Annotated in this window: 26 protein-coding genes; 13 read left to right on the top strand and 13 right to left on the bottom strand. The window is 63.3% G+C overall.

Translation table 11 applies throughout. The annotated features are described in order from the left end of the window. Positions 1-62 precede the first annotated feature (62 nt). Entirely contained in the window at positions 63-983 is a 921-nt protein-coding gene (locus EJ069_RS03280) for a DMT family transporter (protein WP_126060064.1), read from the top strand. A gap of 371 nt (positions 984-1,354) precedes the next feature. Here EJ069_RS03280 and metF read toward each other — a convergent pair whose 3' ends face one another. Continuing rightward, positions 1,355-2,272: a methylenetetrahydrofolate reductase [NAD(P)H] gene (metF, locus tag EJ069_RS03275; RefSeq protein WP_126060063.1), complete on the bottom strand. Its 918-nt coding sequence runs from the start codon at positions 2,270-2,272 to the stop codon at positions 1,355-1,357. Further along, positions 2,272-3,279 carry a metalloregulator ArsR/SmtB family transcription factor gene (locus EJ069_RS03270; protein ID WP_126060062.1) on the bottom strand — a complete coding sequence of 336 codons (1,008 nt, stop codon included), beginning with the start codon at positions 3,277-3,279 and terminating at the stop codon, positions 2,272-2,274. Before EJ069_RS03270 ends, metF begins: the two co-directional genes overlap by 1 nt. A 140-nt stretch (positions 3,280-3,419) precedes the next feature. Between EJ069_RS03270 and tsaA the strand changes: the two genes are divergently transcribed. The 4 genes from tsaA (at position 3,420) to EJ069_RS03250 (ending at position 6,247) form a co-directional block, all read left to right on the top strand. After that, positions 3,420-3,926, top strand: coding sequence for a tRNA (N6-threonylcarbamoyladenosine(37)-N6)-methyltransferase TrmO (tsaA, locus tag EJ069_RS03265; protein WP_126060061.1), 507 nt, complete (start codon positions 3,420-3,422; stop codon positions 3,924-3,926). Continuing rightward, positions 3,923-4,237, top strand: a complete 315-nt coding sequence (locus tag EJ069_RS03260) for a DUF2293 domain-containing protein (protein ID WP_126060060.1) — start codon at positions 3,923-3,925, stop codon at positions 4,235-4,237. Before tsaA ends, EJ069_RS03260 begins: the two co-directional genes overlap by 4 nt. A gap of 84 nt (positions 4,238-4,321) precedes the next feature. Next, positions 4,322-5,281: a D-amino acid aminotransferase gene (locus EJ069_RS03255; protein ID WP_126060059.1), complete on the top strand. Its 960-nt coding sequence runs from the start codon at positions 4,322-4,324 to the stop codon at positions 5,279-5,281. Between the two features lie 126 nt (positions 5,282-5,407). Further along, positions 5,408-6,247, top strand: a complete 840-nt coding sequence (locus EJ069_RS03250) for an SDR family oxidoreductase (protein ID WP_126060058.1) — start codon at positions 5,408-5,410, stop codon at positions 6,245-6,247. A gap of 42 nt (positions 6,248-6,289) precedes the next feature. Here the strand turns inward: EJ069_RS03250 and EJ069_RS03245 are convergent, their stop codons facing one another. After that, entirely contained in the window at positions 6,290-6,916 is a 627-nt protein-coding gene (locus tag EJ069_RS03245) for an MOSC domain-containing protein (RefSeq protein ID WP_126060057.1), read from the bottom strand. 181 nt (positions 6,917-7,097) lie between these two features. Between EJ069_RS03245 and EJ069_RS03240 the strand changes: the two genes are divergently transcribed. Then, a complete protein-coding gene (locus EJ069_RS03240; RefSeq protein ID WP_126060056.1) occupies positions 7,098-7,664 on the top strand; it encodes an isoprenylcysteine carboxylmethyltransferase family protein in 567 nt (188 codons plus the stop codon). A gap of 10 nt (positions 7,665-7,674) precedes the next feature. Here EJ069_RS03240 and EJ069_RS03235 read toward each other — a convergent pair whose 3' ends face one another. Next, entirely contained in the window at positions 7,675-8,796 is a 1,122-nt protein-coding gene (locus tag EJ069_RS03235) for a beta-ketoacyl-ACP synthase III (RefSeq protein WP_126060055.1), read from the bottom strand. Positions 8,797-8,914: 118 nt separating this feature from the next. Next, on the bottom strand, positions 8,915-9,694 hold the full coding sequence (tam, locus tag EJ069_RS03230) for a trans-aconitate 2-methyltransferase (RefSeq protein ID WP_126060054.1): 780 nt from the start codon (positions 9,692-9,694) through the stop codon (positions 8,915-8,917). Between the two features lie 152 nt (positions 9,695-9,846). On the opposite strand from tam, the gene EJ069_RS03225 reads away from it, so the two are divergent. Together EJ069_RS03225 and EJ069_RS03220 are read left to right on the top strand one after the other, a co-directional pair. Continuing rightward, positions 9,847-10,623, top strand: coding sequence for a DpnI domain-containing protein (locus tag EJ069_RS03225; protein ID WP_126060053.1), 777 nt, complete (start codon positions 9,847-9,849; stop codon positions 10,621-10,623). Between the two features lie 25 nt (positions 10,624-10,648). Beyond that, positions 10,649-10,930, top strand: a complete 282-nt coding sequence (locus tag EJ069_RS03220; RefSeq protein WP_126060052.1) for a hypothetical protein — start codon at positions 10,649-10,651, stop codon at positions 10,928-10,930. Between the two features lie 5 nt (positions 10,931-10,935). On the opposite strand, the gene ettA is transcribed toward EJ069_RS03220, so the two are convergent. Beyond that, positions 10,936-12,585 (bottom strand): energy-dependent translational throttle protein EttA, encoded by a 1,650-nt coding sequence (gene ettA / locus EJ069_RS03215; RefSeq protein WP_126060051.1) that lies wholly within the window; start codon positions 12,583-12,585, stop codon positions 10,936-10,938. A gap of 264 nt (positions 12,586-12,849) precedes the next feature. On the opposite strand from ettA, the gene EJ069_RS03210 reads away from it, so the two are divergent. Continuing rightward, positions 12,850-14,127, top strand: a complete 1,278-nt coding sequence (locus tag EJ069_RS03210) for a GGDEF domain-containing protein (protein ID WP_126060050.1) — start codon at positions 12,850-12,852, stop codon at positions 14,125-14,127. A 444-nt stretch (positions 14,128-14,571) separates the two neighbouring features. Here the strand turns inward: EJ069_RS03210 and EJ069_RS03205 are convergent, their stop codons facing one another. Then, a complete protein-coding gene (locus EJ069_RS03205; RefSeq protein ID WP_126060049.1) occupies positions 14,572-15,567 on the bottom strand; it encodes a ribonuclease in 996 nt (331 codons plus the stop codon). 194 nt (positions 15,568-15,761) lie between these two features. On the opposite strand from EJ069_RS03205, the gene EJ069_RS03200 reads away from it, so the two are divergent. The 3 genes from EJ069_RS03200 to EJ069_RS03190 all read left to right on the top strand — a co-directional run bounded on the left by EJ069_RS03200 (position 15,762) and on the right by EJ069_RS03190 (position 19,594). Beyond that, complete coding sequence (locus EJ069_RS03200) at positions 15,762-16,694, top strand: alpha/beta hydrolase (RefSeq protein ID WP_126060048.1); 933 nt, start codon at positions 15,762-15,764, stop codon at positions 16,692-16,694. A gap of 81 nt (positions 16,695-16,775) precedes the next feature. After that, on the top strand, positions 16,776-17,948 hold the full coding sequence (locus tag EJ069_RS03195) for a CaiB/BaiF CoA-transferase family protein (RefSeq protein ID WP_126060047.1): 1,173 nt from the start codon (positions 16,776-16,778) through the stop codon (positions 17,946-17,948). Beyond that, the gene (locus tag EJ069_RS03190) at positions 17,945-19,594 is read left to right on the top strand and encodes a thiamine pyrophosphate-binding protein (RefSeq protein ID WP_126060046.1); all 1,650 of its coding nucleotides are present in this window, start codon (positions 17,945-17,947) and stop codon (positions 19,592-19,594) included. The genes EJ069_RS03195 and EJ069_RS03190 overlap by 4 nt, the downstream gene beginning before the upstream one ends. Positions 19,595-19,702: 108 nt before the next feature. On the opposite strand, the gene EJ069_RS03185 is transcribed toward EJ069_RS03190, so the two are convergent. The 5 genes from EJ069_RS03185 to EJ069_RS03165 all read right to left on the bottom strand — a co-directional run bounded on the left by EJ069_RS03185 (position 19,703) and on the right by EJ069_RS03165 (position 24,274). After that, entirely contained in the window at positions 19,703-20,140 is a 438-nt protein-coding gene (locus EJ069_RS03185; protein WP_126060045.1) for a CHRD domain-containing protein, read from the bottom strand. Between the two features lie 165 nt (positions 20,141-20,305). Beyond that, a complete protein-coding gene (locus EJ069_RS03180) occupies positions 20,306-21,277 on the bottom strand; it encodes an ABC transporter substrate-binding protein (RefSeq protein ID WP_042637338.1) in 972 nt (323 codons plus the stop codon). Between the two features lie 39 nt (positions 21,278-21,316). Then, positions 21,317-22,447 (bottom strand): ABC transporter permease, encoded by a 1,131-nt coding sequence (locus tag EJ069_RS03175; protein WP_126060044.1) that lies wholly within the window; start codon positions 22,445-22,447, stop codon positions 21,317-21,319. Then, a complete protein-coding gene (locus tag EJ069_RS03170) occupies positions 22,444-23,322 on the bottom strand; it encodes an ABC transporter permease (protein WP_126060043.1) in 879 nt (292 codons plus the stop codon). Before EJ069_RS03170 ends, EJ069_RS03175 begins: the two co-directional genes overlap by 4 nt. Before the next feature lie 160 nt (positions 23,323-23,482). Then, positions 23,483-24,274 (bottom strand): ABC transporter ATP-binding protein, encoded by a 792-nt coding sequence (locus tag EJ069_RS03165; protein ID WP_126060042.1) that lies wholly within the window; start codon positions 24,272-24,274, stop codon positions 23,483-23,485. A gap of 113 nt (positions 24,275-24,387) precedes the next feature. Here EJ069_RS03165 and EJ069_RS03160 point away from each other — a divergent pair, with 113 nt between their 5' ends. Then, on the top strand, positions 24,388-24,798 hold the full coding sequence (locus EJ069_RS03160) for a cupin domain-containing protein (RefSeq protein WP_176479989.1): 411 nt from the start codon (positions 24,388-24,390) through the stop codon (positions 24,796-24,798). A 23-nt stretch (positions 24,799-24,821) separates the two neighbouring features. Here EJ069_RS03160 and EJ069_RS03155 read toward each other — a convergent pair whose 3' ends face one another. Continuing rightward, on the bottom strand, positions 24,822-25,199 hold the full coding sequence (locus tag EJ069_RS03155; RefSeq protein WP_126060041.1) for a hypothetical protein: 378 nt from the start codon (positions 25,197-25,199) through the stop codon (positions 24,822-24,824). Position 25,200 lies beyond the last annotated feature (1 nt).

The following is a 25,200-nucleotide window of genomic DNA, read 5'->3' as shown; positions in this document are numbered from 1 at the left end:
ACGCATTATCGGTTGGTGAGGTGTGAAGCCGAGATTGCGATCGGCCTGGGGAGGAACAGGACATGTCGATTACGGTCGCCGCCGCGCCAACGCGCGGACCGATGACGCTCAAGGATTGGGGGCAGCTTCTCCTGCTCGGCGCAATCTGGGGCGGCTCGTTCTTCTTTGCCCGCATTGCAGTGTCCGAGATCCACCCGCTTGCGCTGGTGCTGTTCCGCGTCGCCATCGCGGCGGCAGCACTTCAGCTCTATCTGGCGGTCCGCGGCCCCTCGTTCCGGCTCGCCTTCCCGCATGCCGGCCTGTTCTTCCTGCTGGCGCTCACCAACAATGTCGTGCCCTTCTCGCTGATCTTCGCCGGCCAGACTAAGCTCGGCGCCGGCGTCGCCTCGGTGCTCAACGCCACCACGCCGTTCTGGACGCTGATCCTGGCCAATGCGCTCACCACCGATGAGAAGCTGTCCTGGAACAAGCTGGCCGGCATCGCGCTCGGTGTCGCCGGCACCGCGATCATGATCGGTCCGGGCCTTGTTGCCGGACTCGGCGGGCCGGTCTGGGCCAAATTCGCGCTGATCGGCGCTTCGGTATCCTATGCGATCGCCTTGATGATCGCGCGCCGCTTCAAGGGCGTGCCATCGCCAGTCATCGCCACCGGCCAGCTGACCGCCTCGACCATCATCATGATCCCCATCGTGCTCATTGCCTATGGGCCGACGGGCTTGTTCTCGGCCTCGCAACCGGTCTGGGCCGCGGTGCTGGGGCTGGCGCTTTTGTCCACCGCCTTCGCCTATATCCTCTATTTCAATCTCGTCGCCTCGGCCGGCGCCACCAATGCCTCGCTGGTCACCTTGATCGTCCCGGTCAGCGCGGTGTTGCTCGGTTTCCTCTTCCTCGGCGAGCGGCTGGCGCTGTTCGAGATCGGCGGCATGACGCTGATCGGATTGGGCCTCATCACCATCGACGGGCGACTGTTCGGCAAATGGTAGCGGTGTCATGCCACACCGCCGCCACAATTTATTCACAACGGCGAAGCCGACTTTTGCCGAAGAGTTTCAACGGCTAACGGCAAATCCCGGGTCGCAAATTCCACAATCATGTCGCATTGCAGCACGTTTTCCGCTTGCCTGTGGCCCAAATGCCCCTAGACTCCTGCCATAGCTCTGAAGAGGAGGCTATGGCATGGGACTGACGAGGCCGATCAACGCTTTGATGATTTGTGCCGCATTCGCATTCATCGGTGCCCTGATCATAGGTGTTCTTCCCTGACCCGCCAAAGCCGGGAAGACCAAGCACCGAGAATAGTCCAACAGTTCGAAAAGGCCGGGTTTCCACCCGGCCTTTTCCATTTCCGCCGACCTCAGGCCGCGGCCGACCCGGTCGCCTCCGCCTCATGCGAGCGGATGCCGATCATGTGGCAGACGGCAAAGACGAGGTCGGCACGGTTCATCGTGTAGAAATGGAAGTCGCCGACGCCGCGCTCGACAAGGTCGAGCACCTGCTCGGCCGCCACGGCCGAGGCCACCAGCGCATGCGTCTGCGGGTCGTTCTCCAGCCCTTCGAAACGCTCGGCCAGCCATGCCGGCACCAGCGCGCCGCAGCGCGACGAGAAATTGGCGACCTGGGTGAAATTATGCACCGGCAGGATGCCTGGCACGATCGGGATATAGATGCCGGCGCGGCGCGCCCGCTCGACATAGCGCTCGTAAAGATCGTTGTCGAAGAAGAACTGGGTGATCGCCCGCGTCGCGCCATTGTCGACCTTGCGCTTCAGCATATCGATGTCGGTGGCGAAATCCGGGCTTTCCGGATGCTTTTCCGGATAGGCCGAGACCGAGATGTCGAAATCGCCGACGCTCTTCAGCGCCCCGACCAGTTCGGCGCCATTGGCGTAGCCATCGGGATGCGGCCGGTAGCTCGTGCCCACACCGGCCGCCGGATCACCGCGCAGCGCGACGAAACGGGTGACGCCGAAGTCGACGAACTCGCGGATGACCGTGTCGACCTGGTCGCGCGCGGCGTCGACGCAGGTCATATGCGCCGCCGGCGTCAGCGTCGTCTCGTTGAGGATGCGCTTGACGGTGCGCGCCGTGCGCTCGCGGGTCGAGCCGCCGGCGCCGTAGGTCACCGAGACGAATTCCGGCTTGAGCGGCTCCAGCCTTGTGACTGTATCCCACAGCCTTGCTTCCATCTCGTCGGTCTTCGGTGGAAAGAACTCGAACGAGACGCTGACCTTCTCGCCGATGTCGGGGCGACGGGAAAAGCGGAACTGGTTCATCAGGCTGTTTCCCTCACTGGCAAGGAATCGTTGGACGGGTCTGCGATCTGCAGGCGGCGGTCGCGGCCGAGCCAGAGCTTGACGGTGAGCCTTGCCTCGTTGCCGCCGCGCGGCTCGAATTCCTGGCTGTCCTCGAGGTCGAGTCCGGCCTCCGCGAACCAATCGGACATCTGCCGGTCGGAGAAGCCCAGCCGCATATGCGCATGCTGGTCGCGCAGGAATTCGAGATTGTGCGGCGCGAAGTCGACGACGATCAGCCGGCCCGATGGCCTGAGCAGCCGCGCCGCTTCGGCGATGGCGCGGGCGGGATCGTCGAGATAATGCAGCACCTGGTGGATGGTGACGAGATCGAAGGCGTTGCGCTCGACCGGCGGCGAGAAAATATCGCCCTGGCGCACCTGCGCATTGGCGATGCCGGCCTTGTCGAGATTGGCGCGCGCCACCGTCAGCATCTCGCGCGACATGTCGATGCCGACGCCGCGCCGGTAGAGCGGCGCGAAGATTTCGAGCAGCCGGCCCGTGCCGGTGCCGAGGTCGAGCATCGACTGGAACGGCCGCTTGCCGACAAGCTTGATGAGCGCCGCTTCCACCGCGCGGTCCGGCACATGCAGCGAGCGGATATGGTCCCAGCTCGCGGCGTTCTCGGAGAAATATTCGGCGGCCCGGTCCTGCCGCTTGCGCTTCACCGCCGCCAGCCGCTCCAGATCGCGCACCACCTGCGGATCGGCCTCGCTGATGCCGGAGACCAGACGCTGCACGAAATCGCGCGAATTGTCCGTATCGGTCAGCCGGAAGAAGGCCCAGGACCCTTCCTGGTAGCGGCCGATCAGCCCGGCATCGAGCAGCAGCTTCAGATGGCGCGAGACACGGGGCTGCGACTGTCCGAGTATCTCGGTGAGGTCGGAGACGGTGAGATCGCCGCGCGAAAGCAGCACCAGGATGCGCAGCCGGCTGGATTCGGCCGCCGCCTTCAATGTATCTACCATTGTGTCGAGCGAGACATGCATGAGCGGGCTCTCGTTGAAAGATATAAAGATATGTTTATGTCGATTTCGAAACCCTGGCAAGCGCTATGTCGCTTCCGGACAAGAAAATGGCGCAGCCTTGATCCGCGCCTGGCAGACGGTTCTTGCGCGGAGTGAAGAGCATGTTCGAGACGCGTGAAGGTGAAACGCTGCTTGCGGCCGATCCGGCGGAGTTGCGGCCGGACGGCCATCTCGTCTTTATCGGCCGCATCGTTTCGCCCTGGATGAGGCGCGAGGATTGCCCCAAGAACATGCGCGCCGCGCGTGAATTAGGGCGAACCGCGACAGTCCTGATCGACGAGCCTTATCGCCCGGGGCTGCGAAACCTGGAACGCGCCAGCCACATCGTCATCCTGTCCTGGCTCCATCACGCGCCGCGAAATCTGATCGTGCAGAAACCGCGCCATGCGGCTGAACCCAAAGGCGTTTTCTCGCTGCGCTCCCCTGCACGGCCGAATCCTATCGGCTTGCATGTGGCGAAGCTCGTCACGCTCGACATCGAGGACGGACGGATCGGGATCGACGCCATCGATCTGCTCGACGGCACGCCGGTCATCGACATCAAGCCCTATTACGCTTCAACCGATGCCTTTCCCGAAGCGACCATCGCAGGACGCGACGACAAATGAGCGCCCCCACCGGCCGCCGCCGCGCCATCGCCAAGGCGCTGACAGCGCTTCTTCCGCTCGCGCCCTATGCCGATATGGAAAAGATCCGCACCGATGCCGGTTCGGTGCACATGAAGACCTTGCCGCCGACGATCGCGGTGTGGCTGGCAACCATCGCCCATGTCCGCCATGCCCACACCGATTACGAGAAGCTGCTCGCCGAAGGCTATGACCGGGATTCGGCGCGCTTCTTCGTTATCGATGAGACCAACGCGGTGCTCACCCGCTGGCGCGCGACAAGGCTGCTCGAGGAAGACGACGAGGACGAGTGAGGCCAAGCAGCGCCTTCTGCCTGGCTCTACTTCATCCGCAACCGGAAGCTAGCCTGCCTTGCCGACGATCGAGGGAGGAATGAAATGAGCCAGGCCGCCGCCACGCCAGCCAAGCGGTTACCCTTTCTCTCCGAACGCCACATCGACCCGCATGCCTATCCCGACGGCGTCGCCTTCTTCGACGGGCAATATCTGCCGATGTCGCAGGCCAAAATCTCGGTGCTGGACTGGGGATTTCTGCATTCCGACGCCACCTACGACACCGTCCATGTCTGGGACGGCCGCTTCTTCCGCCTCGATCTCCATCTCGACCGGTTCTTCGGCGGGCTGGAGAAGCTGCGCATGACGATCCCGTTCGATCGCGACGGCGTTGCGGAGATCCTGCACAATTGCGTCGCGCTGTCGGGCCATCGCGCGGCTTATGTCGAGATGCTGTGCACGCGCGGCGCCTCGCCGACCTTCAGCCGCGACCCGCGCCAGGCGATCAACCGCTTCATGGCTTTCGCCGTCCCCTTCGGCTCGGTCGCCAATGCCGAGCAATTGCGCACCGGCCTGCATGTCGCGATCAGCGACAAGGTCCGCATTCCGCCGGCCTCGATCGACCCCTCGATTAAGAACTACCATTGGCTCGATCTGGTCCGTGGCCTTTACGATGCCTATGACCGTGGCGCCGACACCGCGCTCATCCTCGACTTCAATGGCAATGTCGCCGAAGGCCCGGGCTTCAACGTCTTTTGCGTCATGGACGGCAGGCTCACGACGCCCGCCGTCGGCGTGCTGCCCGGCATCACGCGCCGCACCGTCTTCGACCTGTGCGCCCAAATCGGCCTCGCCGTCAAAGCGGAAGCGATCGGCGTCGCCGCTCTCAAAGGCGCCGCCGAGGTCTTCATCACCTCGACCGCCGGCGGCATCATGCCGGTCACCACGATCGACGGCGCGCCTGTCGCCGGCGGCAAGGTCGGTCCGATCACCGAGAGGTTGATGGCGCTCTACTGGAAAAGGCATGAGGATCCCGCCTGGTCGAGTGCGGTGCGTTATCCCTGACCCACGGATTATTTCTCGGAACGCATCTGGAAAAACGCCGGCAGCGCCGTACATGCCGTAAGCGGAGATTCCTCCGCTTATCCTCCGAGAGAATTCACGGCCCTCCAAGGGCAAGGAATGCACATCATGACAAGCAAGGTTTGGTTCATCACCGGATCGTCGAAGGGCTTTGGCCGCGTCTGGGCCGAGGCCGCGCTCGCCCGCGGCGATCGCGTCGCCGCCACAGCCCGCGATGCCGGCACGCTCGCCGATCTCGTCGAGAAATATGGCGACAACATCGCCGCCCTGAAGCTCGACGTCACCGACAAACGGGCGGTCGACGCCGCGATCGCCGAAGCGCACAAGCGCTTCGGCCGGCTCGACGTCGTCATCAACAATGCCGGCTACGGCCATTTCGGCGCCATCGAGGAGGTCACCGAGCAGGAGGCGCGCGACCAGATCGAGACCAACGTCTTCGGCGCGCTCTGGGTCACCCAGGCGGCGCTGCCCATCATGCGCGCGCAGCGCTCCGGCCACATCATCCAGATCTCGTCGATCGGCGGCGTCAACGCCTTCGCCTCGATCGGCCTCTACCACGCCTCGAAATGGGCGCTGGAAGCCTTCAGCCAGTCGCTCAGCCAGGAAGTCGCCCAGTTCGGTATCCACGTGACCCTGGTCGAGCCCGGCGGCTTCTCCACCGACTGGGCAGGGCCGTCGGCCAAGGTCTCCAAGCCGATGGACGCCTATGAGCCGGTCCGCGCGGCGATGGCCGAGCGCCGCAGCCGCTCGGTCGCCGGCGATCCGCAAGCGACGGGCCCGGCAATGCTGGCGATCGTCGATGCCGCCGAGCCGCCGCTCAGGGTCTTCTTCGGCGATGGCGGCCTGCCGATGATCAAGCAGGAATACGCCAACCGCATCGCCATCTGGGAAAAATGGGACCATGTCTCGGTCATGGCGCAAGGCCCCAACAAGAACCGGAAGAGCTAACCCGGACAGTCAGCCATGCCGCCATGTGCGGCATGGCTGCCTTTAACTATAGATCCACTGCTCCGGAACCCGCACCGAGATCTCCTCGCCGGCCCTGATGACGCCCGGCTTCTCGACCCAGGCGACGAGGCCGCGCAGCCGTTTCGCCTCCTTGGGAAACAGCAGCGCGGTGGCATCGGTATCCACGGCGCCGACGTGCTCGGCGATCGACTGTCCGGCAAAGCGGCACGGCTTGTTCTGGCCATCGACCTTGAGCGTCACGCCACCCTTGAAGAACATCAGCGAGCCGGCTGGCAGCATCGACAGATGCGGCACGCCTTCGACCTCGAGATTGGCGCCGATCCACTCCGGCTTGATCTCCTCAAGCCCCATGCGCTGCGCGACAATGGCAAGTTCATCGGCGGCGACCACCGACAATTGCCGCTCGTTGCGCATCTCGGTGCCGCGCGGATACCAGGGCTCGCGCCCGCCCGAACGCCGCGTTGCCCCCGCATGGAAGTCGCCCGCGATACCGTCGAAGCCAAGCCGCAGTTCCTCGACCGCCCTCGTCTCGAAATGATCGTGCGGGGCGGCATAGAGCGCCGCTGCCTTGGCCGCGAGCTTGCGGCCCGGCACGATGTCAACCGCCGGTTCCGCCATGGGAAAAAGTTCCAGCTTCGTTTCCTGCATGCCGCTGGTCTAAAGGTGCCGAAGAATGCGGTCCAGTCGAAAGCGCTGATGATCCGATCACGCCGCTTGATGGCGATCACGACGTTATTACCAAAAACGCCGCCACCGCCGCACCACACGTCGCATTGCCGCCGCGACGCCGGCATAAACGGTAGGCGCATAATCGGGAGGAGGCTCGATCATGCAGGTTGGGCAAGCTGTCGCAGCGCTGTGGCTGTTCTGGGTGGTGTCCTGGGTCCTTGCCGCTGCCTGGGCGGATCCCGCGCAAAAGCGCGCCGATCTCAAGTCGGAGGCGCGCTATCGTGTCCTTTGGCTGGCCGGCGCCGTGCTGCTGTTCGTGCCGGCGCACGGCTATGTCGGCAGGCTGCGGCTCTGGACGCCGACGCTCACCGACGCCTGGATCTGCGTTACGCTGATCGCCATAGGCATCGCCTTCGCCTGGTGGGCGCGCCTTCATCTTGGCCGGCTGTGGTCTGCCAACGTCACCGCCAAGGCCGATCACCGCGTCGTCGACACCGGCCCCTATGGCCTCGTCCGGCACCCGATCTACACCGGACTGCTGCTGTCGATCCTCGCCACGGCGGCCGTCAAAGGCACGATATGGGGTATCGCGGGCGCGGCGCTGCTACTTGTCGGCGTCGTCGTCAAGGCGAGGCTGGAAGAGCGCTTTCTGCGCGGCGAGCTCGGCCCGGCCTATGACGACTATGCCAGGCGCGTGCCGATGCTGGTGCCATTCGCGCCGGCGTGAAGCCGCATCGTCAAAGCATTCTGAGCAGCGCTCCCCCAATCGAATAACCGGCACCGAAGGCGCAGATCAGGCCGAAATCGCCGGCTTTCATATCGGCATGGTTCTCGGACAGCGCCACGATCGCGCCGGCCCCGGCGGTGTTGCCGAGCCGCTCCAGCACCATGGGCGCGCGGTCATGGTCGACGTCATGGCCGAAGGACAATTTCAGGATCATCGCATTCATGCGCGCATTGGCCTGGTGCAGCCAGAAGCGGCGGATGCCCCCCGGCGTCAGCCCGTGCTCGGCCAGGAATTCGACGATGAACTTCTGCCCGGCGACGGTGACTTCCTTGAACACCTTGTTGCCGACCTGCTTGATGAGGTTGCCTTCCAGGTTGATCATGTAGGGATCCTCCTGTGTGGTGCGCGTGTAATAGCCGAGATTGGTGCGGATGTTGTTCGACATCTGCGTCCAGGTGCGCGTGTCGAGCACCTCGAAACGCCCCGGCCGCTTCTCGCCTTGCGCCAGTCCCTCTACGACCATGGCGACCGAGGCGTCGCCGAAGATGAAATGCGTCTGCCGATCGCGGAAGTTGAGATGGCCGGTGATGATCTCCGGCGTCGACACCAGGACGCGCTTGTGCGCCCCCGCCCTCACCAGGTTGACGGCGACATGCAGCGCGGCTGCCGCCGAAGAGCAGCCAAGCCCCATGTCGAAGCCGGCGCCTTTGGTGCCCAGCGCCTCCTGCATCTCGATGGCGATGGCCGGATAGGGCCGCTGATGGTGCGAGGCCGAGCAGATCACCAGGTCGATGTCCGACCCATCGACGCCCGCATGGGCAAGCGCCTTCCTGGCCGAGGCGATGCCGAACTCCGCCTCCAATGACAGCGCATCGTCCGGCCGCGCCGGAATACGCGGCGACATGCGGGTCGGATCAAGGATTCCCTCGCGCTCGATGACATGGCGGCTCTTGACCCCCGAGGCATGCACGATGAAGTCGCTGTCCGATTTCTGCAGGAGCGGCTCGCCGGTGTCGGCGCGACGCGCATTCTCGGTGTCGACCCAACTGTTGAAGCTTGCGACCAGCTCTTCATTGGTGATGACGGGTTCAGGGATTTCGGCGCCGATGCCGCTGATGATGACGCGATGCATGTCCAATCCGTCCGAGGGGAGGCAAGTGGTGCCGGGGCGAGGCGCTACACTTGTCGCATTTGCCCGGTTTATTCCAGCTTAATTCGACAACCAGCGCTGGCATTCAGGTGGTGGATGCTCAAGCGCGCTTGGCGACGATGAAGATACGCGGGAAGCGCAGCAGCACCTTGCCGTTCGCGGTTTTCGGATATGCCTTGGCGATCTTGGCGGTATAGCTGTCGAGGAACACCTTCTTCTGATCCGCGTCGAGCGGATCGAGGAAGGGCTTCAGCCCCGTCGACTTGACCCATTCGACGATCGCTTCGGCGTCGGCCAGCGGATGGTTGTAGATCGTGTGCCAGATGTCGAGCCGGTCGGCGACCGGCGACAACAGGTCATAGTAGAAGGACACCGGCGGCAGCGGCCCGCGCGCGGCGCCCTTGAGCTTGGCAGCGAACGGCACTTCCGCGGCCGTCTCGCGCATCAGCTGGTGCGAGGCTTCGCCGAGATTGTCCGGCATCTGCACGGCCAGGGCGCCGCCCGGCGCCAGAAGCCCCATCAGCCGCTGGAACACCGCCGGATGCTCCGGCAGCCACTGGAAGACGGCGTTGGCGAAGATGACGTCGACGGGATGCTCGGGCTGCCATGCGGCGGCATCGGCCAGCTCGAAATTGACATTGGGCAGCCGCGCCCGCGCCTTTTCGATCATATCGGGCGAGGTGTCGAAGCCGCTCACCTGCGCGTCCGGCCAGCGCTCGACCAGAAGTTCGGTCGAGTTGCCCGGACCGCAGCCGATATCGACGACGCGGCGCGGAAAATCGACCGGCACCTGCGCCACGAGATCGCGCGCGGGCCGCGTGCGCTCGTCCTCGAATTTCAGATATTGGGCGGCGGACCAGTCTTTGCCCTCGTGTGTCATTGTATCCGATCTCTGTGATTGACCCGGGCACATGCTGATATCACTCAAAGCCAAAAGGGCAATCGACTTTTCGCAACGCTATCAGGCTCTTGATCGCCGCGGTTCCGTGACGGTAGATTCACATCTTGATGCCGCAGATGGGCTGATTGCGAATGAAATTTGGTTTCGAGGAAGCGCAAGCCAAATACGTCAGCGGTTCTCAGCGCGCGAGGGTATGGACTGAACAGTGGGTTTCCCAGTGGCTTTATTGCCCTAACTGCGCAGGTTCACGACTGACCCAGTTTTCTGCAAATCAGCCCGTTGCCGATTTCTTCTGCGGCCATTGCAGCGACCAATTCGAGCTGAAAGGCCAGAAGAAAGCCTTCGGCGCGAAGGTTGCTGACGGTGCTTATTTCACTAAGATCGATAGGCTGGCATCGTCAACTAATCCAAATTTGATACTGCTGAATTACGATCTGAACAAAATGACCGTATTAAACGTTTGCATGGTGCCCAAGCACTTCTTCATCCCAGACATTATTGAAAAGAGAAAGCCGCTTGCCGCAACAGCGAGGAGAGCGGGATGGATCGGCTCGAACATACTGCTTGATCGCGTGCCGGACTCAGGGCGAATTTATATCGTTCGAAACAGCATTCCAGTTCCGAAGGACGCAGTCATTGCGCAATGGCAGAAGACCCTTTTTCTTCGCGAGAAGGAAGCGGAAGCTCGTGGCTGGCTAGTCGAAGTTATGAAATGCGTCGATCTGATCGGCACAGTGGAATTTGATATCGAGCAGGTCTACTCGTTTGAAAGGAGATTGAGCGCTCTATATCCGCACAACAGGAATGTCCGGCCAAAGATTCGTCAGCAACTGCAAGTTCTTCGGGATAGCGGATATCTCGATTTCGTTTCACGTGGGCGCTATCGTATCAGAAGCAATCCACTATAGTCTCGCGGCGCAGGGAGGTTCCAGCATGGCCTGGTTCGCAAACCACTACGAATGCTACAGGTGCAGTGAACATTGGATCGACGAATGGTCCTGTATGTGTGACGACGAGTGCCCGAACTGCGGGGCACGTCACGCGACGCCTGTAGAGAGTGAAGACCTAACGTTTCAGGTGGTTGCCGACACTGGTGCTTTTGTCGTTCTGAAATCGCCGGGCGATGCAGAATACCGCCCAGATTACGAAGAGATTGGGCGCTTCGCCAGCGAGGAGCTAGCGAAGCAGTTTGTCGCGCAGTTCGAACGTTTGTAAGCTTCCTATCGCGTCAGCCGCTTGTGCGTCATGCGGTGCGGCGCCGCCGCTTCCGCACCGAGGCGGCGCAGCTTGTCCTTCTCATACTCCTCGAAATTGCCTTCGAACCATTCGACATGCGCGTCGCCCTCGAAGGCGAGCATGTGCGTGGCCATGCGGTCGAGGAACATGCGGTCGTGGCTGATGATGACCGCGCAGCCGGCGTAGGCTTCGAGCGCATCTTCCAGCGCGGCCAGCGTTTCGGTGTCGAGGTCGTTGGTCGGTTCGTCGAGCAGCAGGACATTGCCGCCGCCCTTCAGCATCTTGGCCAAGTGGACGCGGTTGCGCTGGCCGCCCGACAGGTTGCCGACCTTCTGCTGCTGGTCGCCGCCGCGGAAGTTGAAGGACGAGCAGTAGGCGCGGCTGTTGACCTCATGCTTGCCGAGCTTGATGACCTCGGCGCCGCCCGAAATCTCTTCCCACACCGTCTTGTTCGGGTCGAGCGCGTCGCGGCTCTGGTCGACATAGCCGAGCTTGACGGTCTCGCCGATGCGGATCGAGCCGGCATCCGGCTTTTCCTGCCCTGTTACCATCTTGAACAGCGTCGTCTTGCCGGCGCCGTTCGGGCCGATCACGCCGACGATGCCGCCCGGCGGCAGCTTGAACGACAGGTTCTCGATCAGGAGCTCGTCGCCAAAGCCCTTGTTGAGGCCCTCGACCTCGATGACGACATTGCCGAGGCGCTCGCTCGCCGGGATGACGATCTGCGTGTCGGTCGGCTTGCGGTTCTGCGACTGCTCGACCAATTCCTCATAGGCCTTGATGCGCGCCTTCGACTTGGTCTGGCGCGCCTTGGGCGAGGATTGGATCCACTCGCGCTCGCGCCAGATCGACTTCTGACGGGCGTCATCCTCGCGCCCTTCCTGGATCAGGCGCTTGGCCTTGGCATCGAGATATTTGGTGTAGTTGCCCTCGTAGGGAATGCCGCGGCCGCGATCGAGCTCGAGGATCCACCCGGTGACATTGTCGAGGAAGTAGCGGTCGTGGGTGATGATCAGCACCGAGCCTGGATAGTCGCGCAGATGCTTTTCCAGCCACTGCGTGGTCTCGGCGTCGAGATGGTTGGTCGGTTCGTCGAGCAGCAAAAGGTCGGGCTGTTCGAGCAGCAGCCGGCAAAGCGCCACGCGGCGACGCTCACCGCCCGACAGGTTGGTCACTTCGGACTCCGGCGGCGGACACTGCAGCGCGTCCATCGCCATCTCGACCTGCTGCTCGAGATCCCACAAATTGAGGCGGTCCATCTCGTCCTGGAGCTTGGCCGACTCGTCGGCCGTCTCGTCGGAATAGTTCATCATCAGCTCGTTGTAGCGCTCGATGATGGCGGTCTTCCTGGCGACGCCGTCCATGACGTTTTCACGCACGGTCTTGGTGTTGTCGAGCTGCGGCTCCTGCGCCAGGTAACCGACGGTCGCGCCTTCTGCCAGCCACGCCTCGCCCTGGAACTCCTTGTCGAGCCCGGCCATGATGCGCAGGATCGTCGACTTGCCCGAACCGTTGGGGCCGAGGATGCCGATCTTGGCGTCCGGATAGAAGGACAGGTGAACGTTATCGAGCACCTTCTTGGTGCCATAGGCCTTCGACAGGCCTGACATGTGATAGATGAACTGGCGAGCCACGCGCGCTTTCCCTGGAAACTGAAGTGTCAAAGTGAATGGGGGTTGCGCGCTATGTAGGCGATGAAGCGCTGCACGGCAATCGCTTTCGGCGCGCAGGCGGTCAAACGGCGCGCTTTCGCCGGTTTTGCGGTCCCACTCCGTCCATAGCTTTTCACCGCCGCCGGCCATGCCTGAAATCAGCGGTTAACCATTCGCCTTCAAAAAGCTAATAGGTTGGCAAATGGCGGCCATGCCGCGGTTTCGGGGAAAGATCGGATCGACGACGTGCTGAACGGTGCTCTGCTCCTTGCCGAAGCGGTTCTCTATTTCGGCGCCATGGTCACGCTTTTCCGCTTCCGGCGACGCATCGGGCTTGGCGTGTTCATCTGCGCGCTCGGCGTCATGCACTTCCTCGAAACCTACCTCGCCAGCGTCTTTTATGTCGCGCTGCCGTTCGGGCTGGTATCGCCGGGCTCCGCCGTACTGTTCTCCGGCAAGCTGGTGATGATCCTTCTGCTCTACATGAAGGAGGACGCGGCGACCGTCCGGCAGCCGATCTACGGTCTTTTGCTCGGCAACGCGCTGATGATCGGCCTGGTGCTGATCCTGCGGCTGCACGTCGTTTCGCCGCTTCCCGACGGCAGGATGCCCGACATCGCCTTCATCGACGAGATGGGCTGGCTGATGGTCTGGGGCACCTCGCTGCTCTTCATCGACGCCATCCTGATCATCCTGCTCTACGAGAAGCTCGGCGCCTATCTGCGCGCCAGGCCGTTCATGCGCATCCTCGCCTCGGTCGCCTGCGTGCTCACCTTCGATCAGGCCGGCTTCTTCATCGCGCTGCATTTCGTCGCCGGCGCGCCGATCGAGGTCTTCTTTGGCGGCTGGCTCGCCAAGATGGGTGCCGCGCTTGCCTATAGCGGCATGCTCGTCGCCTATATCAAATGGGTCGAGGACAATGATATCGCCGTGCCGCGCGGCCTCTCCGACATCTTCGACACCCTCACCTATCGCGAACGCTATGAGGCCCTGGTCAAATATGTCGGCCGCGACGGTCTTACTGGCCTGCTGCATCGCGGCAGCTTCGATGCCGACGGCGAATCCGCGGTCACGGCCGCCATCAGGATGGGCAAGCCGCTCAGCCTCCTCATCGTCGACGTCGACCATTTCAAGTCGATCAATGACCGCTTCGGCCACGCCGAGGGCGACAAGGTGTTGAAATCGATGGCCGTGCTGCTGGCCGAGACGATCGGCGGCAACGATCAGGTGTTCCGGATCGGCGGCGAGGAATTCGCCATACTGACGCAACAGTCGCACGCGCCCGCCAGGCTGCTCGGCGAGACCATCAGGAACGCCACCAAGACCTCGGGGCATACCGCCCGCTTCAACATCACGGTGAGCGCCGGCGTCTCCACCGTCAGCGAGACGACACGCTCCCTGGCCGACATCTTCGCCCTGGCCGATCAGCGTCTCTACAAGGCCAAATTCAGCGGCCGCGACCGCGTGGTCGGGGAGCCAGGCAGCGAGCCGATCATCATCCAGGCGACGCCCAGATCGGCCTAGTTCCCCGACACAGAGATTTTGAAAAATTGCCGTTTGTCATGGTGCAAGATTTTCCGTTCATGTCCGTGAAAATCAGCGCAAGCGCCGGGGATTGGCTGAAGCCGCCGCAACCTCGTCATTCTATGGCGGAGCAAGGAGCGAAGCGACGCGGCGCAGACCATAGAATCCATTCCGTGACTTCAAAGCGTTGCCGCGGTACAGAATTCTGCTCCGCTGCACGCCTTGGCGAAGGTAACGGAATGGATTCCAGGGTCTCCGCGACGGAGCTTCGCTCCTGCTCCGCCCTGGAATGACGATCGCGATGGGCGTTTCGGCTAATCTCCAAAGCATGCCACCAGCCAATGCAAACAGAGCCGACCGGTCAAACCCCTGTGCAATGCCATTGGAGCATGCCAGGAAAAGCGCACGGCAAATGTCGAACGCTCTTGGCCAGGCGTGCGAACTCTACTGGAATCCAATCGCGTCTACAGTACCTTTCGGGCAGCCGGCCTTGGCCGTCGGCGCGGACGCCATGAGGAGGTCGGCGAGCTTGCTGTCGGGCCCGATCGGGCCTGATAGGCCGAGCGTGATCTCGCCGATCAGACGCCGGCCGCTCGACGGGTCGACCAGGCAGGAGACGCGCACGCGGTCCCCTGCGCCGGCGCCGAAGGCCGCATTGAAGGCGCCGCGGATCTGGTCGGAGGTCAATTGCTTGCCGATGTTCTTGGTGAAGAGATCGCGCACCTGCGAAGCGTTCACCGCCCGCATCAAGTTGAGCGCATCGGAGAAATACTCCTGCTGGCTCTTGCCGTAGCAGGTGCCGTGCTTGATCCATTCATGCCGCTCCAGCTTGGAGGCGGTGCCCGGCATCACTTGGTCGAGCTCGGCGCGCGTGTTCGCGTCGAGCTTTACCGGCGGCAAATCTCCCCAATGCGCCGGATTGTCATTGGCTTTGTCGGCCGCCGGCACCTGGCAATAGAAATTGCCGTTCGGCTGCGGCCACAATCCGTGCAGCGTGAAATGCGAGGCATCGAACTCGGTGGGGTTCTGCGCCTTGCATTCGGGCTTGCTTGCCTTGGTCTCGCAGAAGGCCGGCTGCCAGCTCAGCGCGAAGACATATTCGGGTTTTCCGGAGGCCGAAGGCTTGGTCTGCGCCGGGGTCGCCGCCGCGCTGCCGCCTCTGACATGGCCGCAGCTGATCTTCACCCAACGCCGCTCCGGATCGGCGCCCGGCACCTGGATGAGATAGTGGGTGGGCTCGTCCTTGTTGCCGGCAAGAAGATCGTAGGACTTGCCAGCTTCGGTCGAGATGTTGCCAGGGTTCTTGCCGTTCTTGATGGCCTGCGTCGCCGGGCAGGCGCTGTCGGCCACGAAAGTTCCGCTCATCTTGACATCGGCATGCGCCGCGCCGGCGCCGGCAAGAGCCAGCACGATCGAACCCCACAATGCCCAAACCCGCATTCCCGCTCTCCCGGCGATCATTGATCCGTATTGGATTCGTCACACTAGAACAGCCGACGTGTCAGAATTGCGATCTTTTTTCACCGTGCGAGAAAACAATCCCCAGCTGAGCGCTCCATCAGCATGTTCGCAAGCGCGCCCGTCCACTTGACGTATGTGGCGCCCTCGCCCAACAGTCACGAAGGGAGGGAGACATGCCATTCGACAAGCAAACCAGCCTGGCCTCACCGACGGGGGCCGAGCTCAACCTCTATGTGAAACACGCTGAGGCGAAGCCACGCGCCGTGGTGCAGATCAACCATGGTCTGGCCGAGCATGCTGCGCGCTACGCCCGCTTTGCCGACTACCTCGCGCCGCGCGATTTCCACGTCTATGCCCACGATCACCGCGGTCATGGCGCGACGAAAGCGCCCGACGCGCCGCTTGGCAAGTTCGCGGACAGTGACGGCATCGCCAAAGTGATCGCCGATGTCGACGCCGTTCACGACCTGATCGCGAAAGAGCATCCGGGACTGCCGGTGATCGTTTTCGGGCATTCGCTGGGCGCCTCGATCGCGCTCAACTTCGTGCTGCGCCATTCGCAACGCGTGCATGCCGCCGCGATCTGGAACGGCAATTTCTCGCAGGTCCTGCTCGGGCAGCTGGCACTGCTCATCCTCGGCTGGGAACGGATGCGGCTGGGCTCAGATGTGCCGTCGCGGCTTCTGCCCAAGCTCACCTTCCAGGCCTGGGGCAAGGCGGTGCCCAACCACCGCACCCTGTTCGACTGGCTGTCGCGCGACGCGATCGAGGTCGACAAATATGTCGCCGACCCGCTCTGCGGCTGGGACGCCTCGATCTCGATGTGGCGCGATGTCGTCAAAATGGCGCAGCACGCCGGCAAGGATTCCAGCTTTGCCGGCGTTCGGCGCGACCTGCCCGTCAATCTTGTCGGCGGCGAGAAGGATCCTGCGTCGGACTACGGCAAGGCCGTCGATCATTTGGCAAAGCGCATGCGAGCAATGGGTTTTTCGAATCTGGTTTCAAAGGTTTACCCGGAAACCCGCCATGAAAGCCTGAACGAGATCAACCGCGACACCGTCATGAACGATTTCGCCGCCTGGGCCGACAGCGTGCTGAAATCCTGATCCGGCTTGGCCTACTGCATGGGTCGTGACACGACCGGTGCGGGTTGCTAGAGGCTGCCTTTCGTTAGAACACGGTGATCCATGGCCGAACCCCCGCTGAAAGGCATCCGCGTTATCGAGCTTGCCCGCATCCTGGCCGGCCCCTGGGCCGGGCAATTGCTGGCCGACCTCGGCGCGGACGTCATCAAGGTCGAGAGCCCGGACGGCGGCGACGATACCCGCAAATGGGGCCCGCCCTTCGTCATGAGCCATGACGGCGAGAACCTCTCGGCCGCCTACTACCACTCCTGCAATCGCGGCAAGCGTTCGATCGCCATCGATTTCTCCCAGCCCGAAGGCGCCGAGACGCTGCGCAAGCTGGTCGCCACCGCAGATGTGCTGATCGAGAACTTCAAGCTCGGCGGCCTCAAGAAATACGGCCTCGACTATGAAAGCCTGAAGGCGATCAACCCGCGGCTCGTCTATTGCTCGATCACCGGCTTCGGCCAAGACGGTCCCTATGCGCCCCGCGCCGGCTACGATTTCATCATCCAGGCCATGGCCGGCATGATGTCGATCACCGGCGAGCCCGGCCGCGAGCCGCAGAAGGCCGGCGTCGCCATCTCCGATCTTTTCACCGGCCTCTATTCGGTGATCGCCATCCAGGCCGCACTTCGCCATGCAGAAAGGACCGGCGAGGGCCAGCACATCGACATGGCGCTTTACGACAGCCAGATCTCGGCGCTCGGCAACCAGAACCTCAACTATCTGGTCTCCGCCAAGTCGCCGGTGCAGATGGGCAATGCGCATATGAACATCGCGCCCTATGAAGTGCTGCCGGTGAAGGATGGCCACATCATCCTGGCGGTCGGCAATGACGGGCAGTTCGCAAAATTCTGCGCGGTGGTCGGTCTCGCCGACCTGCCCGCCAATCCGGAGTTCGCCACCAACCCGGCGCGGGTCGCCAACCGCGCGAAACTGCGCGAACGGATCATCGAGACCCTCGCCACTTGGGATCGCGATCCGCTGCTGGCGAAGCTGGAAGCCGCCGGAGTGCCGGCAAGTCCGATCAACACGATCGGCCAGATGTTCGCCGACCCGCAGACGATCGCGCGCGGCATGCGGCTCGACCTCGACGACGGCCATGGCAACCGCCTGCCCTCGGTGCGCGCGCCGATGGTGATGTCGGGCACACCGCTCGTCTATAAGCGCCCCTCGCCGCGCCTTGGCGAGCACACTGCAGAAATCCTTGCCGAATTGGAGAAAGCAAAATGAAGACCGGCGGACAACTGATCGTCGAGGCGCTCGAGGCGAACGGCACCGACCGCATCTTCTGCGTTCCGGGCGAATCCTATCTCGCGGTGCTCGACGCGCTGCATGACTCCTCGATCCGCACCATCGTCTGCCGTCAGGAGGGCGGTGCTGCGATGATGGCCGACTGCCAGGGACGGTTGACCGGCAAGCCCGGCATCTGCTTCGTCACCCGCGGCCCCGGCGCCACCAACGCGTCGGCCGGCGTCCACATCGCCATGCAGGATTCGGTGCCCATGATCCTGTTCATCGGCCAGGTCGCCAGCCACGCCAAGGAACGCGAGGCCTTCCAGGAGGTCGACTACAAGCGCTTCTTCGGCGACATCGCCAAATGGGTGGTGGAGATCGACGATGCCGCGCGCATTCCCGAATTCGTCACCCGGGCTTTCGCCGTCGCGACGTCAGGACGCCCCGGCCCTGTGGTCATCTCGCTGCCCGAGGACATGCTGACCAGCGAGGTCGAGGCTCCGGCAGCCCTTCCGCACACGCCGGTCGAGACGCGCCCCGGCGAACCCGAGCTCGATGCGGCGCAAATGCTGCTCGCCAACGCCAAGCGTCCCTTCGTCATCCTCGGCGGCACGCGCTGGAACGTGGAAGCCGTGGCGCAGATGCGCGTGATCGCCGAGACTTGGTCGCTGCCGGTCGGCTGCTCCTTCCGCCGTCAGATGCTGTTCGACCATCTCCATCCGAATTACGCCGGCGATGTCGGCATCGGCATCAATCCCAAGCTCGCGGAGCGGATCAAGCAGGCCGACGTCGTGCTTTTGATCGGCGGCCGCCTGGGCGAGATGCCGTCTTCCGACTACACGCTGCTGAAGAGCCCCTACCCCGACCAAGCGCTGGTGCATGTCCATGCCGACGCCGGTGAGCTCGGCCGCGTCTACCGGCCGACGATTGCGATCAATGCTTCGCCCGCCGCCTTCGTCGAGGCCTTCGCCAAACGCAAGCCCGCCGCCAGCCCTTCCGGGGCGGCCGAGGCGGAAAAGGCGCATGCCGCCTATCTCGAATGGTCGACGCCGCCGCAGACCGGCCCGGGCGCCGTCCAGATGGGCCCGATCATCGAGCATCTGGGAAAGGTCCTGCCGGAGGACGCCATCCTCACCAACGGCGCCGGCAACTACGCCACCTGGGTACACCGTTTCTACCGCACCCGCCGCTTCGGCACGCAGGCAGCACCCACCTCCGGCTCGATGGGCTACGGCACGCCCGCGGCCGTTGCCGCCAAGTCGCTGTTCCCGGATCGCACCGTGATTGCCTTCGCCGGCGATGGCTGCTTCCTGATGAACGGTCAGGAATTCGCGACGGCTGTTCAGTATGACCTGCCGATCATCGTGATCGTCGTCAACAACGGCATTTACGGCACGATCCGCATGCATCAGGAGCGGGAATATCCGAGCCGCGTCGTCGCCACCGAGCTCAAGAATCCGGATTTCGCGGCGCTCGCCCGTGCCTATGGCGGCCATGGCGAGACGGTGGAAAAAACCGCCGACTTCGCGCCGGCCTTCGAACGTGCGCTGGCCAGCGGCAAGCCCGCGATCGTCGAGATCAAGCTCGATCCCGAAGCGATCACCCCGACCCGCACGCTGACGCAGATCCGCAACAAGAGCTGAAGTGCCTAGAAGGGTTTAGGCGGAGTTCCTACGCGTCCCCTCTGGCCTACCGGACAGAGGGGGGCGCTGTCCCGCCGACCTCCGAATTGATCGCGATCCTGTCGGAACCTACATCGCCTTCTCGATCTGGCCGCGGATCTCGCCGTCCTTGTTCTTGGCGGTGTGGACGTTGACATAGTATTTGCCGGCCTCGAGATCGGCCGCCTGCGCGTCCGTCAGCGTCGCCGATCCCTTGATCGGGCTCTTCAGCTTCTTGAACGGGATGACCGGGTCCGCGTTCGCGCCCATGTCCGCCGGACCGTGGATGTGGGCAGCCACGGCAGGCCCGCTGAGGCCGGAATATTTGACGTTCCAGCTGAGCTTCTTGCTTGTCGTGTCAAAGGTCAGTGTGGCAGTCCCCTTGCCCTTGGTGGTGACGGGCGGGCTCTGCTGGCCGCCATCGAGCGTCGCCTTGAACTTCATCGTCTCGGCCATGGCAGGCGATGCGATTAGGAAGGCGGTCGAAACGGCCAAGGCCGAAAGCATCGGCATGGATAGGATGCGCATGAAGAACCTCCGTTGATTGCAGCATCCTCCACGGCTCCCCGACGTGCGGATGCGCCACTCAACGGTTGGGTCGCCGGATGTATCCCGGCACACGATTATTTTACCGCGGGCAAGAAAAAGGGGCGGTCGCCCGCCCCTTTCAAAACCGGTGGTAGAGACGCGAGCTTATTTGATCGCCTTGTCGGTGATCGCGGTCGTGTAGGCGCCGCTCGCCTCCTTGCTGATGATCTTCTGGTCCAGCAGCGCCTTGGCGGTGCGCTCGTAAGCGGCCGGTATCAGCTTGCCGTCGGCATTGTCGACCAGCTTGGCCACTTCCTTCATCATGAACTTCTGGTGGTTCTCGTCCTGGCCGCCGGCGTCGACGACGATTTCGGCCGCCTCGTCGGTGTTCTCGGTGGCGTATTTCCAGCCCTTCATCGAGGCGCGCACGAAGCGAACCATCTTGTCCTCGAAGGCCGGGTCCTTGAGCTTGTCCTCGAGCGTGTAAAGCCCGTCTTCCAGAAGGTCGTTGCCCATGGCCGAGTAGTTGAAGACGATCAGGTCTTCCGGCTTGTAGCCGGCATCCAGCACCTGGCCATATTCGTTGTACGTCATGACCGAGATGCAGTCGGCCTGCTTCTGGATCAGCGGCTGCACGTCAAAGCTCTGCTTGAGCACGGTGACGCCGTCCGGGCCGCCGTCGGTCTTGAGACCGATCTTGTTCATCCAGGCGTAGAACGGATATTCGTTGCCGAAGAACCAGACGCCGAGCGTGTGGCCCTTGAAGTCGGCTTCCGTCTTGATCGGCCCGGCCTTCGGGCAGACCAGTTCCATGCCGGCCTTCTTGAACGGCTGGGCGATGTTGACGAGCCCCACGCCCTTGTCGCGGGCCGCGAGCGCGCCGCCCATCCAGTCGACGATGACATCGGCGCCGCCGCCGGCGATCACCTGCTCGGGCGCGATGTCCGGGCCGCCCGGCTTGATGTCGACGTCGAGGCCTTCGGCGTCATAGAAGCCCTTGGCCTTGGCGACATAATAGCCGGCGAACTGGGCCTGCGTGACCCATTTCAATTGCAGTGTCACCTTGTCGGCGGCCATCGCCTGGAACGCGGCCAGCGACATCGCGCCGGCCAACGCGGAAATCAGCAGTCTTTTCATGTTTTTACCCTCTGAAGTTAGTGCCCAAACCCACCGCCCCTATCCACCTCGGACAGAGGGATGCCAAAACGTGACGGCTCTCTCGATGAGAGCGACCACGCCATAAAAGACCGAACCCGCAAGTGCTGCAACTGCGATTTCGGCCCACACCATGTCGATGTTCATCCGCCCGACTTCCGTCGAGATGCGGAATCCCATGCCGACCACTGGCGTACCGAAGAACTCCGCGACGATTGCGCCAATCAGCGCCAGCGTCGAGTTGATCTTCAGCGCATTGAAGATGAACGGCATTGCCGCCGGCAGCCTGAGCTTGAGCAGCGTCGGCCAATAACCCGACGCATAAGTGCGCATCAGGTCGCGCTCCATATGCCCGGAAGCGGCCAGCCCCGCGACCGTGTTCACCAGCATCGGGAAGAAGGTCATGATGATGACGACCGCGGCCTTGGACGGCCAGTCGAAGCCGAACCACATGACCATGATCGGCGCCACGCCGATGATCGGCAGCGCCGACACCATATTGCCAATTGGCAAGAGCCCGCGCCGCAGGAACGGCACGCGGTCGGCGAGGATGGCGACGGCGAAGCCGGCGAGATTGCCGACGACATAGCCGATCAGCACCGCCTTGAAGATCGTCTGCCGCACATCCGAGCCCAGGATCGGCAGCGAGTTGGCGATGCGCGCGCCGATGGCGCTTGGCGGCGGCAAGAGGATGAAGGGGATGCCCGCGCCGCGCGTCACCGCTTCCCAGATAATCAGGATCCAGGCGCCGAAGATCGCCGGAATGATCAGGCGCAATGCGGTCGACATCAGGCGTGAATTTGCGCGCAGCTCCGACAAAATCGCAACACAGCGCCAGGCGAGCAACCAGGCCCCGGCGAGCACAAGGTAGTAAGCAGGCCCCGCCGTACCTTCGTGACCGCGAATGCTGCCCAGCAGCAGAACCGCAGCGCCGTGGGCGCAGATAAAAAGCATCGCTGCCTCCCACAGCTTAGGGAGGCGACCTGCGATCCAAACCGGAAGGGCAACCAATGCGATCGCAAATGCCCCTGAAGAGCTGCCATAAGGCCAGGCGAGGCCCGGTACGCCTATGTTGAAAACGAAAATCACAATCGGATAGAAAACCAGCACGAAGGCCAGGTTTGCCTGCCAACTGTACTTGACGGCGCTCATGCCGGCCTCCCGCCCATGGCGCGGTCGACCAGGCGCCCGGCGATGCCGACGACCATCACCAGCAGCGCCGCGACGATGGAGCCTGCAACCAGCGCCGACCAGATATCGATGGTCTGGCTGTAATAGGCGCCCGCCAGCAGCTTGGCGCCGATGCCGGCGACAGCGCCCGTCGGCAGCTCGCCGACGATGGCGCCGACCAGGCTTGCCGCCACAGCCACCTTCATCGAGGTGAACAGGAACGGCACCGAGGCCGGCACGCGCAGTTTCCAGAAGGTCTGCGAGGCGCTGGCATTGTAGGTATGCATCAGGTCGAGATGCATGAGCTCGGGCGAGCGCAGGCCCTTCACCATGCCCACCGCGACCGGGAAGAACGACAGATAGGTCGAGATCAGCGCCTTGGGGATCAGGCCGGTGATGCCGATCGCCGCCAGCACCACGATGATCATCGGCGCCACCGCCAGGATCGGTATGGTTTGCGAGGCGATAATCCACGGCATCAGGCTGCGGTCGAGCGTCGCCACATGCACGATGCCGACCGCAATCACGATGCCGAGCGCCGTGCCGAAGGCAAAGCCGAGCAGCGTCGAGGACAATGTCACCCAGGCGTTGTAGACCAGGCTGCGGTTCGAGGTGACGGACCGCAGAAACGTGTTCTCGAAGAAATTCACCGCCACCTGATGCGGCGCCGGCAGCGTCGGCTTCGGCTGCGACAGCGTCTTGCCGATGAACTCGACCGCGCCGGGCGTCTCATTGCCTCGTTGATCGAGATCGCGCTGGAACGGCGCGTTGAGAATCACGGCAAAGACGTACCAGAGCACCACCACGCCGGCGAGGATGGTGGTGACGGGGATGATTTTCGAGCGGAAGCTATCCATGGCGTTGCCCTCGCGGGCCGTGCGCCTTCGTCATCCTAGGGTCTGCGCTCCGCTTCGCGTCGCTCCGCCCTAGGATGACGAAGGCGCGGGGGGCTGTCCCCTCACCCGGCCGCTGCGCGGCCACCCTCTCCCCGTGGGGAGAGGAGGAAACTCATCCGCCTCAATCATCATAGCTGTGCCCAGCCCTCAGCCCATCGCGCACCCGCGCGGCGATCGCCAGAAACTCCGGCGTCTCGCGGATGTCGAGCGGGCGCTCTCTCGGCAGCGTCGATTCGATGATGTCGGTGACGCGGCCCGGCCGCGGCGACATCACCACGATGCGTGTCGACAGATATACCGCCTCGGGGATCGAGTGCGTGACGAAGCAGATCGTCTTGTTAGTCCGCGCCCAGAGGTCGAGCAGCTGCTCGTTCAGATGGTCGCGCACGATCTCGTCCAGCGCGCCGAACGGCTCGTCCATCAACAAAAGGTCCGCGTCGAAGGCGAGCGCGCGCGCGATCGAGGCGCGCTGCTGCATGCCGCCGGAAAGCTGCCAGGGATATTTCTTCTCGAAGCCAGAAAGATTGACCAGCGCCAGCGTACGCTTGATGCGCTCCGCTTGCTCGGCTTGGGAAAGGCCGATGATCTCCAGCGGCAATCCCACATTGCGCTCGATCGTGCGCCACGGGAACAGGGCCGCCGCCTGGAAGACATAGCCATAGGCGCGCTTCTCGCGCGCCTGCTCAGGCGTCATGCCGTTGACGGAGATCGTTCCGGAGGTCGCCCTTTCCAGGTCGGCGATGACGCGCAGCAAAGTCGTCTTGCCGCAACCTGACGGGCCGATGAAGGAGACGAACTCGCCCTTGCCGATGGTCAGATCGACATTGGACAGCGCCTGCACCGGACCGTCATTGGTCTGGAAGGTGAGGCCGAGCTTGCTTGCCGAAACGACGGTTGGCGGCTGTTCGCTCATTGGCTGCAGCCTGCCTTTCGCAGCCGCTGCCGCGCCGTCCGCAATCCGGTTGATTTTATGATAGCGTTGCTTTCCACTCGTCCTGTCCCGCCCGATCGACGCAGCCCGGAGCCTTGCCGATGTCGCCTAAACCCACCTGTCATCTCGTTCGCCCCGAAAGCACCTATCAGGGCAAGCAGGGGCTGAGCTATTTCGCCGGCATCGCCGCCGAGACCGTCGGCTCCTCCGGCATCTGCATGCATCTTCTCACCATGCCGCCCGGCGCCCGCGCCAAGGCGCATATGCATGAAAGCCACGAGACGGCCATCTACGTGCTCTCGGGCGAAGTCCACACCTGGTACGGCGACCGGCTCGAGCACCACATCGTCGTCAAGGCCGGCGACCTCTTCTACATTCCGGCCGGCGTGCCGCATCTGCCCGCCAATCTGAGCGGGGCGCCGTCCTCGGCGGTGATCGCCCGCACCGATCCCAACGAGCAGGAAAGCGTCGTCCTGCTGCCGGAACTGGATGGCCTGGTTGCCTGAAGCCGAAGGGACCACTCTCGCCGTCATTTGCACCGGGAGACATCGCCCATCACATTCCCGTCCTCGTCGGCCACAACCAGCTTCTTCGCATTCTTCGCGCTGCGCTTGATGGTGAACTTGGTCGGCGCCTGTCCTTCTTCGCCCTCCGCCTCGCATTTTGCCGTCACCACCAGCGATCCGTCGGCCTGGGGCTGCTTGTCGCTGAAGGTGCAGGCGCTGGCCGCCGTGATCAATTCCTTGTCGGTCAAAAGCAGCATCTTGTCGGCGGCGACCTCCTGACCGTTCCGGTTGATGCAGCCATATTTGTCGCCATAAGGTTTTGAGAGATCGATGCTGGCCGCCGACGCGTGGCCGGCCGAAAGCACAAAGGCTGCGCCTAAAAATAGTCCCCCGAACCGCATC

Source organism: Mesorhizobium sp. M2A.F.Ca.ET.043.05.1.1, from assembly GCF_003952445.1.
GTDB lineage: Bacteria > Pseudomonadota > Alphaproteobacteria > Rhizobiales > Rhizobiaceae > Mesorhizobium.
The sequence above is the reverse complement of the archived record's forward strand: the minus strand, read 5'-3'. Positions and strand labels throughout refer to the sequence as shown.

Coding starts and splice junctions, on each gene's coding strand:
- EJ069_RS03280 (WP_126060064.1), top strand. CDS start 63: ATGTCGATTACGGTCGCCGCCGCGCCAACGCGCGGACCGATGACGCTC.
- metF (WP_126060063.1), bottom strand. CDS start 2,272: ATGAACCAGTTCCGCTTTTCCCGTCGCCCCGACATCGGCGAGAAGGTC.
- EJ069_RS03270 (WP_126060062.1), bottom strand. CDS start 3,279: ATGCATGTCTCGCTCGACACAATGGTAGATACATTGAAGGCGGCGGCC.
- tsaA (WP_126060061.1), top strand. CDS start 3,420: ATGTTCGAGACGCGTGAAGGTGAAACGCTGCTTGCGGCCGATCCGGCG.
- EJ069_RS03260 (WP_126060060.1), top strand. CDS start 3,923: ATGAGCGCCCCCACCGGCCGCCGCCGCGCCATCGCCAAGGCGCTGACA.
- EJ069_RS03255 (WP_126060059.1), top strand. CDS start 4,322: ATGAGCCAGGCCGCCGCCACGCCAGCCAAGCGGTTACCCTTTCTCTCC.
- EJ069_RS03250 (WP_126060058.1), top strand. CDS start 5,408: ATGACAAGCAAGGTTTGGTTCATCACCGGATCGTCGAAGGGCTTTGGC.
- EJ069_RS03245 (WP_126060057.1), bottom strand. CDS start 6,916: ATGCAGGAAACGAAGCTGGAACTTTTTCCCATGGCGGAACCGGCGGTT.
- EJ069_RS03240 (WP_126060056.1), top strand. CDS start 7,098: ATGCAGGTTGGGCAAGCTGTCGCAGCGCTGTGGCTGTTCTGGGTGGTG.
- EJ069_RS03235 (WP_126060055.1), bottom strand. CDS start 8,796: ATGCATCGCGTCATCATCAGCGGCATCGGCGCCGAAATCCCTGAACCC.
- tam (WP_126060054.1), bottom strand. CDS start 9,694: ATGACACACGAGGGCAAAGACTGGTCCGCCGCCCAATATCTGAAATTC.
- EJ069_RS03225 (WP_126060053.1), top strand. CDS start 9,847: ATGAAATTTGGTTTCGAGGAAGCGCAAGCCAAATACGTCAGCGGTTCT.
- EJ069_RS03220 (WP_126060052.1), top strand. CDS start 10,649: ATGGCCTGGTTCGCAAACCACTACGAATGCTACAGGTGCAGTGAACAT.
- EJ069_RS03205 (WP_126060049.1), bottom strand. CDS start 15,567: ATGCGGGTTTGGGCATTGTGGGGTTCGATCGTGCTGGCTCTTGCCGGC.
- EJ069_RS03200 (WP_126060048.1), top strand. CDS start 15,762: ATGCCATTCGACAAGCAAACCAGCCTGGCCTCACCGACGGGGGCCGAG.
- EJ069_RS03195 (WP_126060047.1), top strand. CDS start 16,776: ATGGCCGAACCCCCGCTGAAAGGCATCCGCGTTATCGAGCTTGCCCGC.
- EJ069_RS03190 (WP_126060046.1), top strand. CDS start 17,945: ATGAAGACCGGCGGACAACTGATCGTCGAGGCGCTCGAGGCGAACGGC.
- EJ069_RS03185 (WP_126060045.1), bottom strand. CDS start 20,140: ATGCGCATCCTATCCATGCCGATGCTTTCGGCCTTGGCCGTTTCGACC.
- EJ069_RS03180 (WP_042637338.1), bottom strand. CDS start 21,277: ATGAAAAGACTGCTGATTTCCGCGTTGGCCGGCGCGATGTCGCTGGCC.
- EJ069_RS03175 (WP_126060044.1), bottom strand. CDS start 22,447: ATGAGCGCCGTCAAGTACAGTTGGCAGGCAAACCTGGCCTTCGTGCTG.
- EJ069_RS03170 (WP_126060043.1), bottom strand. CDS start 23,322: ATGGATAGCTTCCGCTCGAAAATCATCCCCGTCACCACCATCCTCGCC.
- EJ069_RS03165 (WP_126060042.1), bottom strand. CDS start 24,274: ATGAGCGAACAGCCGCCAACCGTCGTTTCGGCAAGCAAGCTCGGCCTC.
- EJ069_RS03155 (WP_126060041.1), bottom strand. CDS start 25,199: ATGCGGTTCGGGGGACTATTTTTAGGCGCAGCCTTTGTGCTTTCGGCC.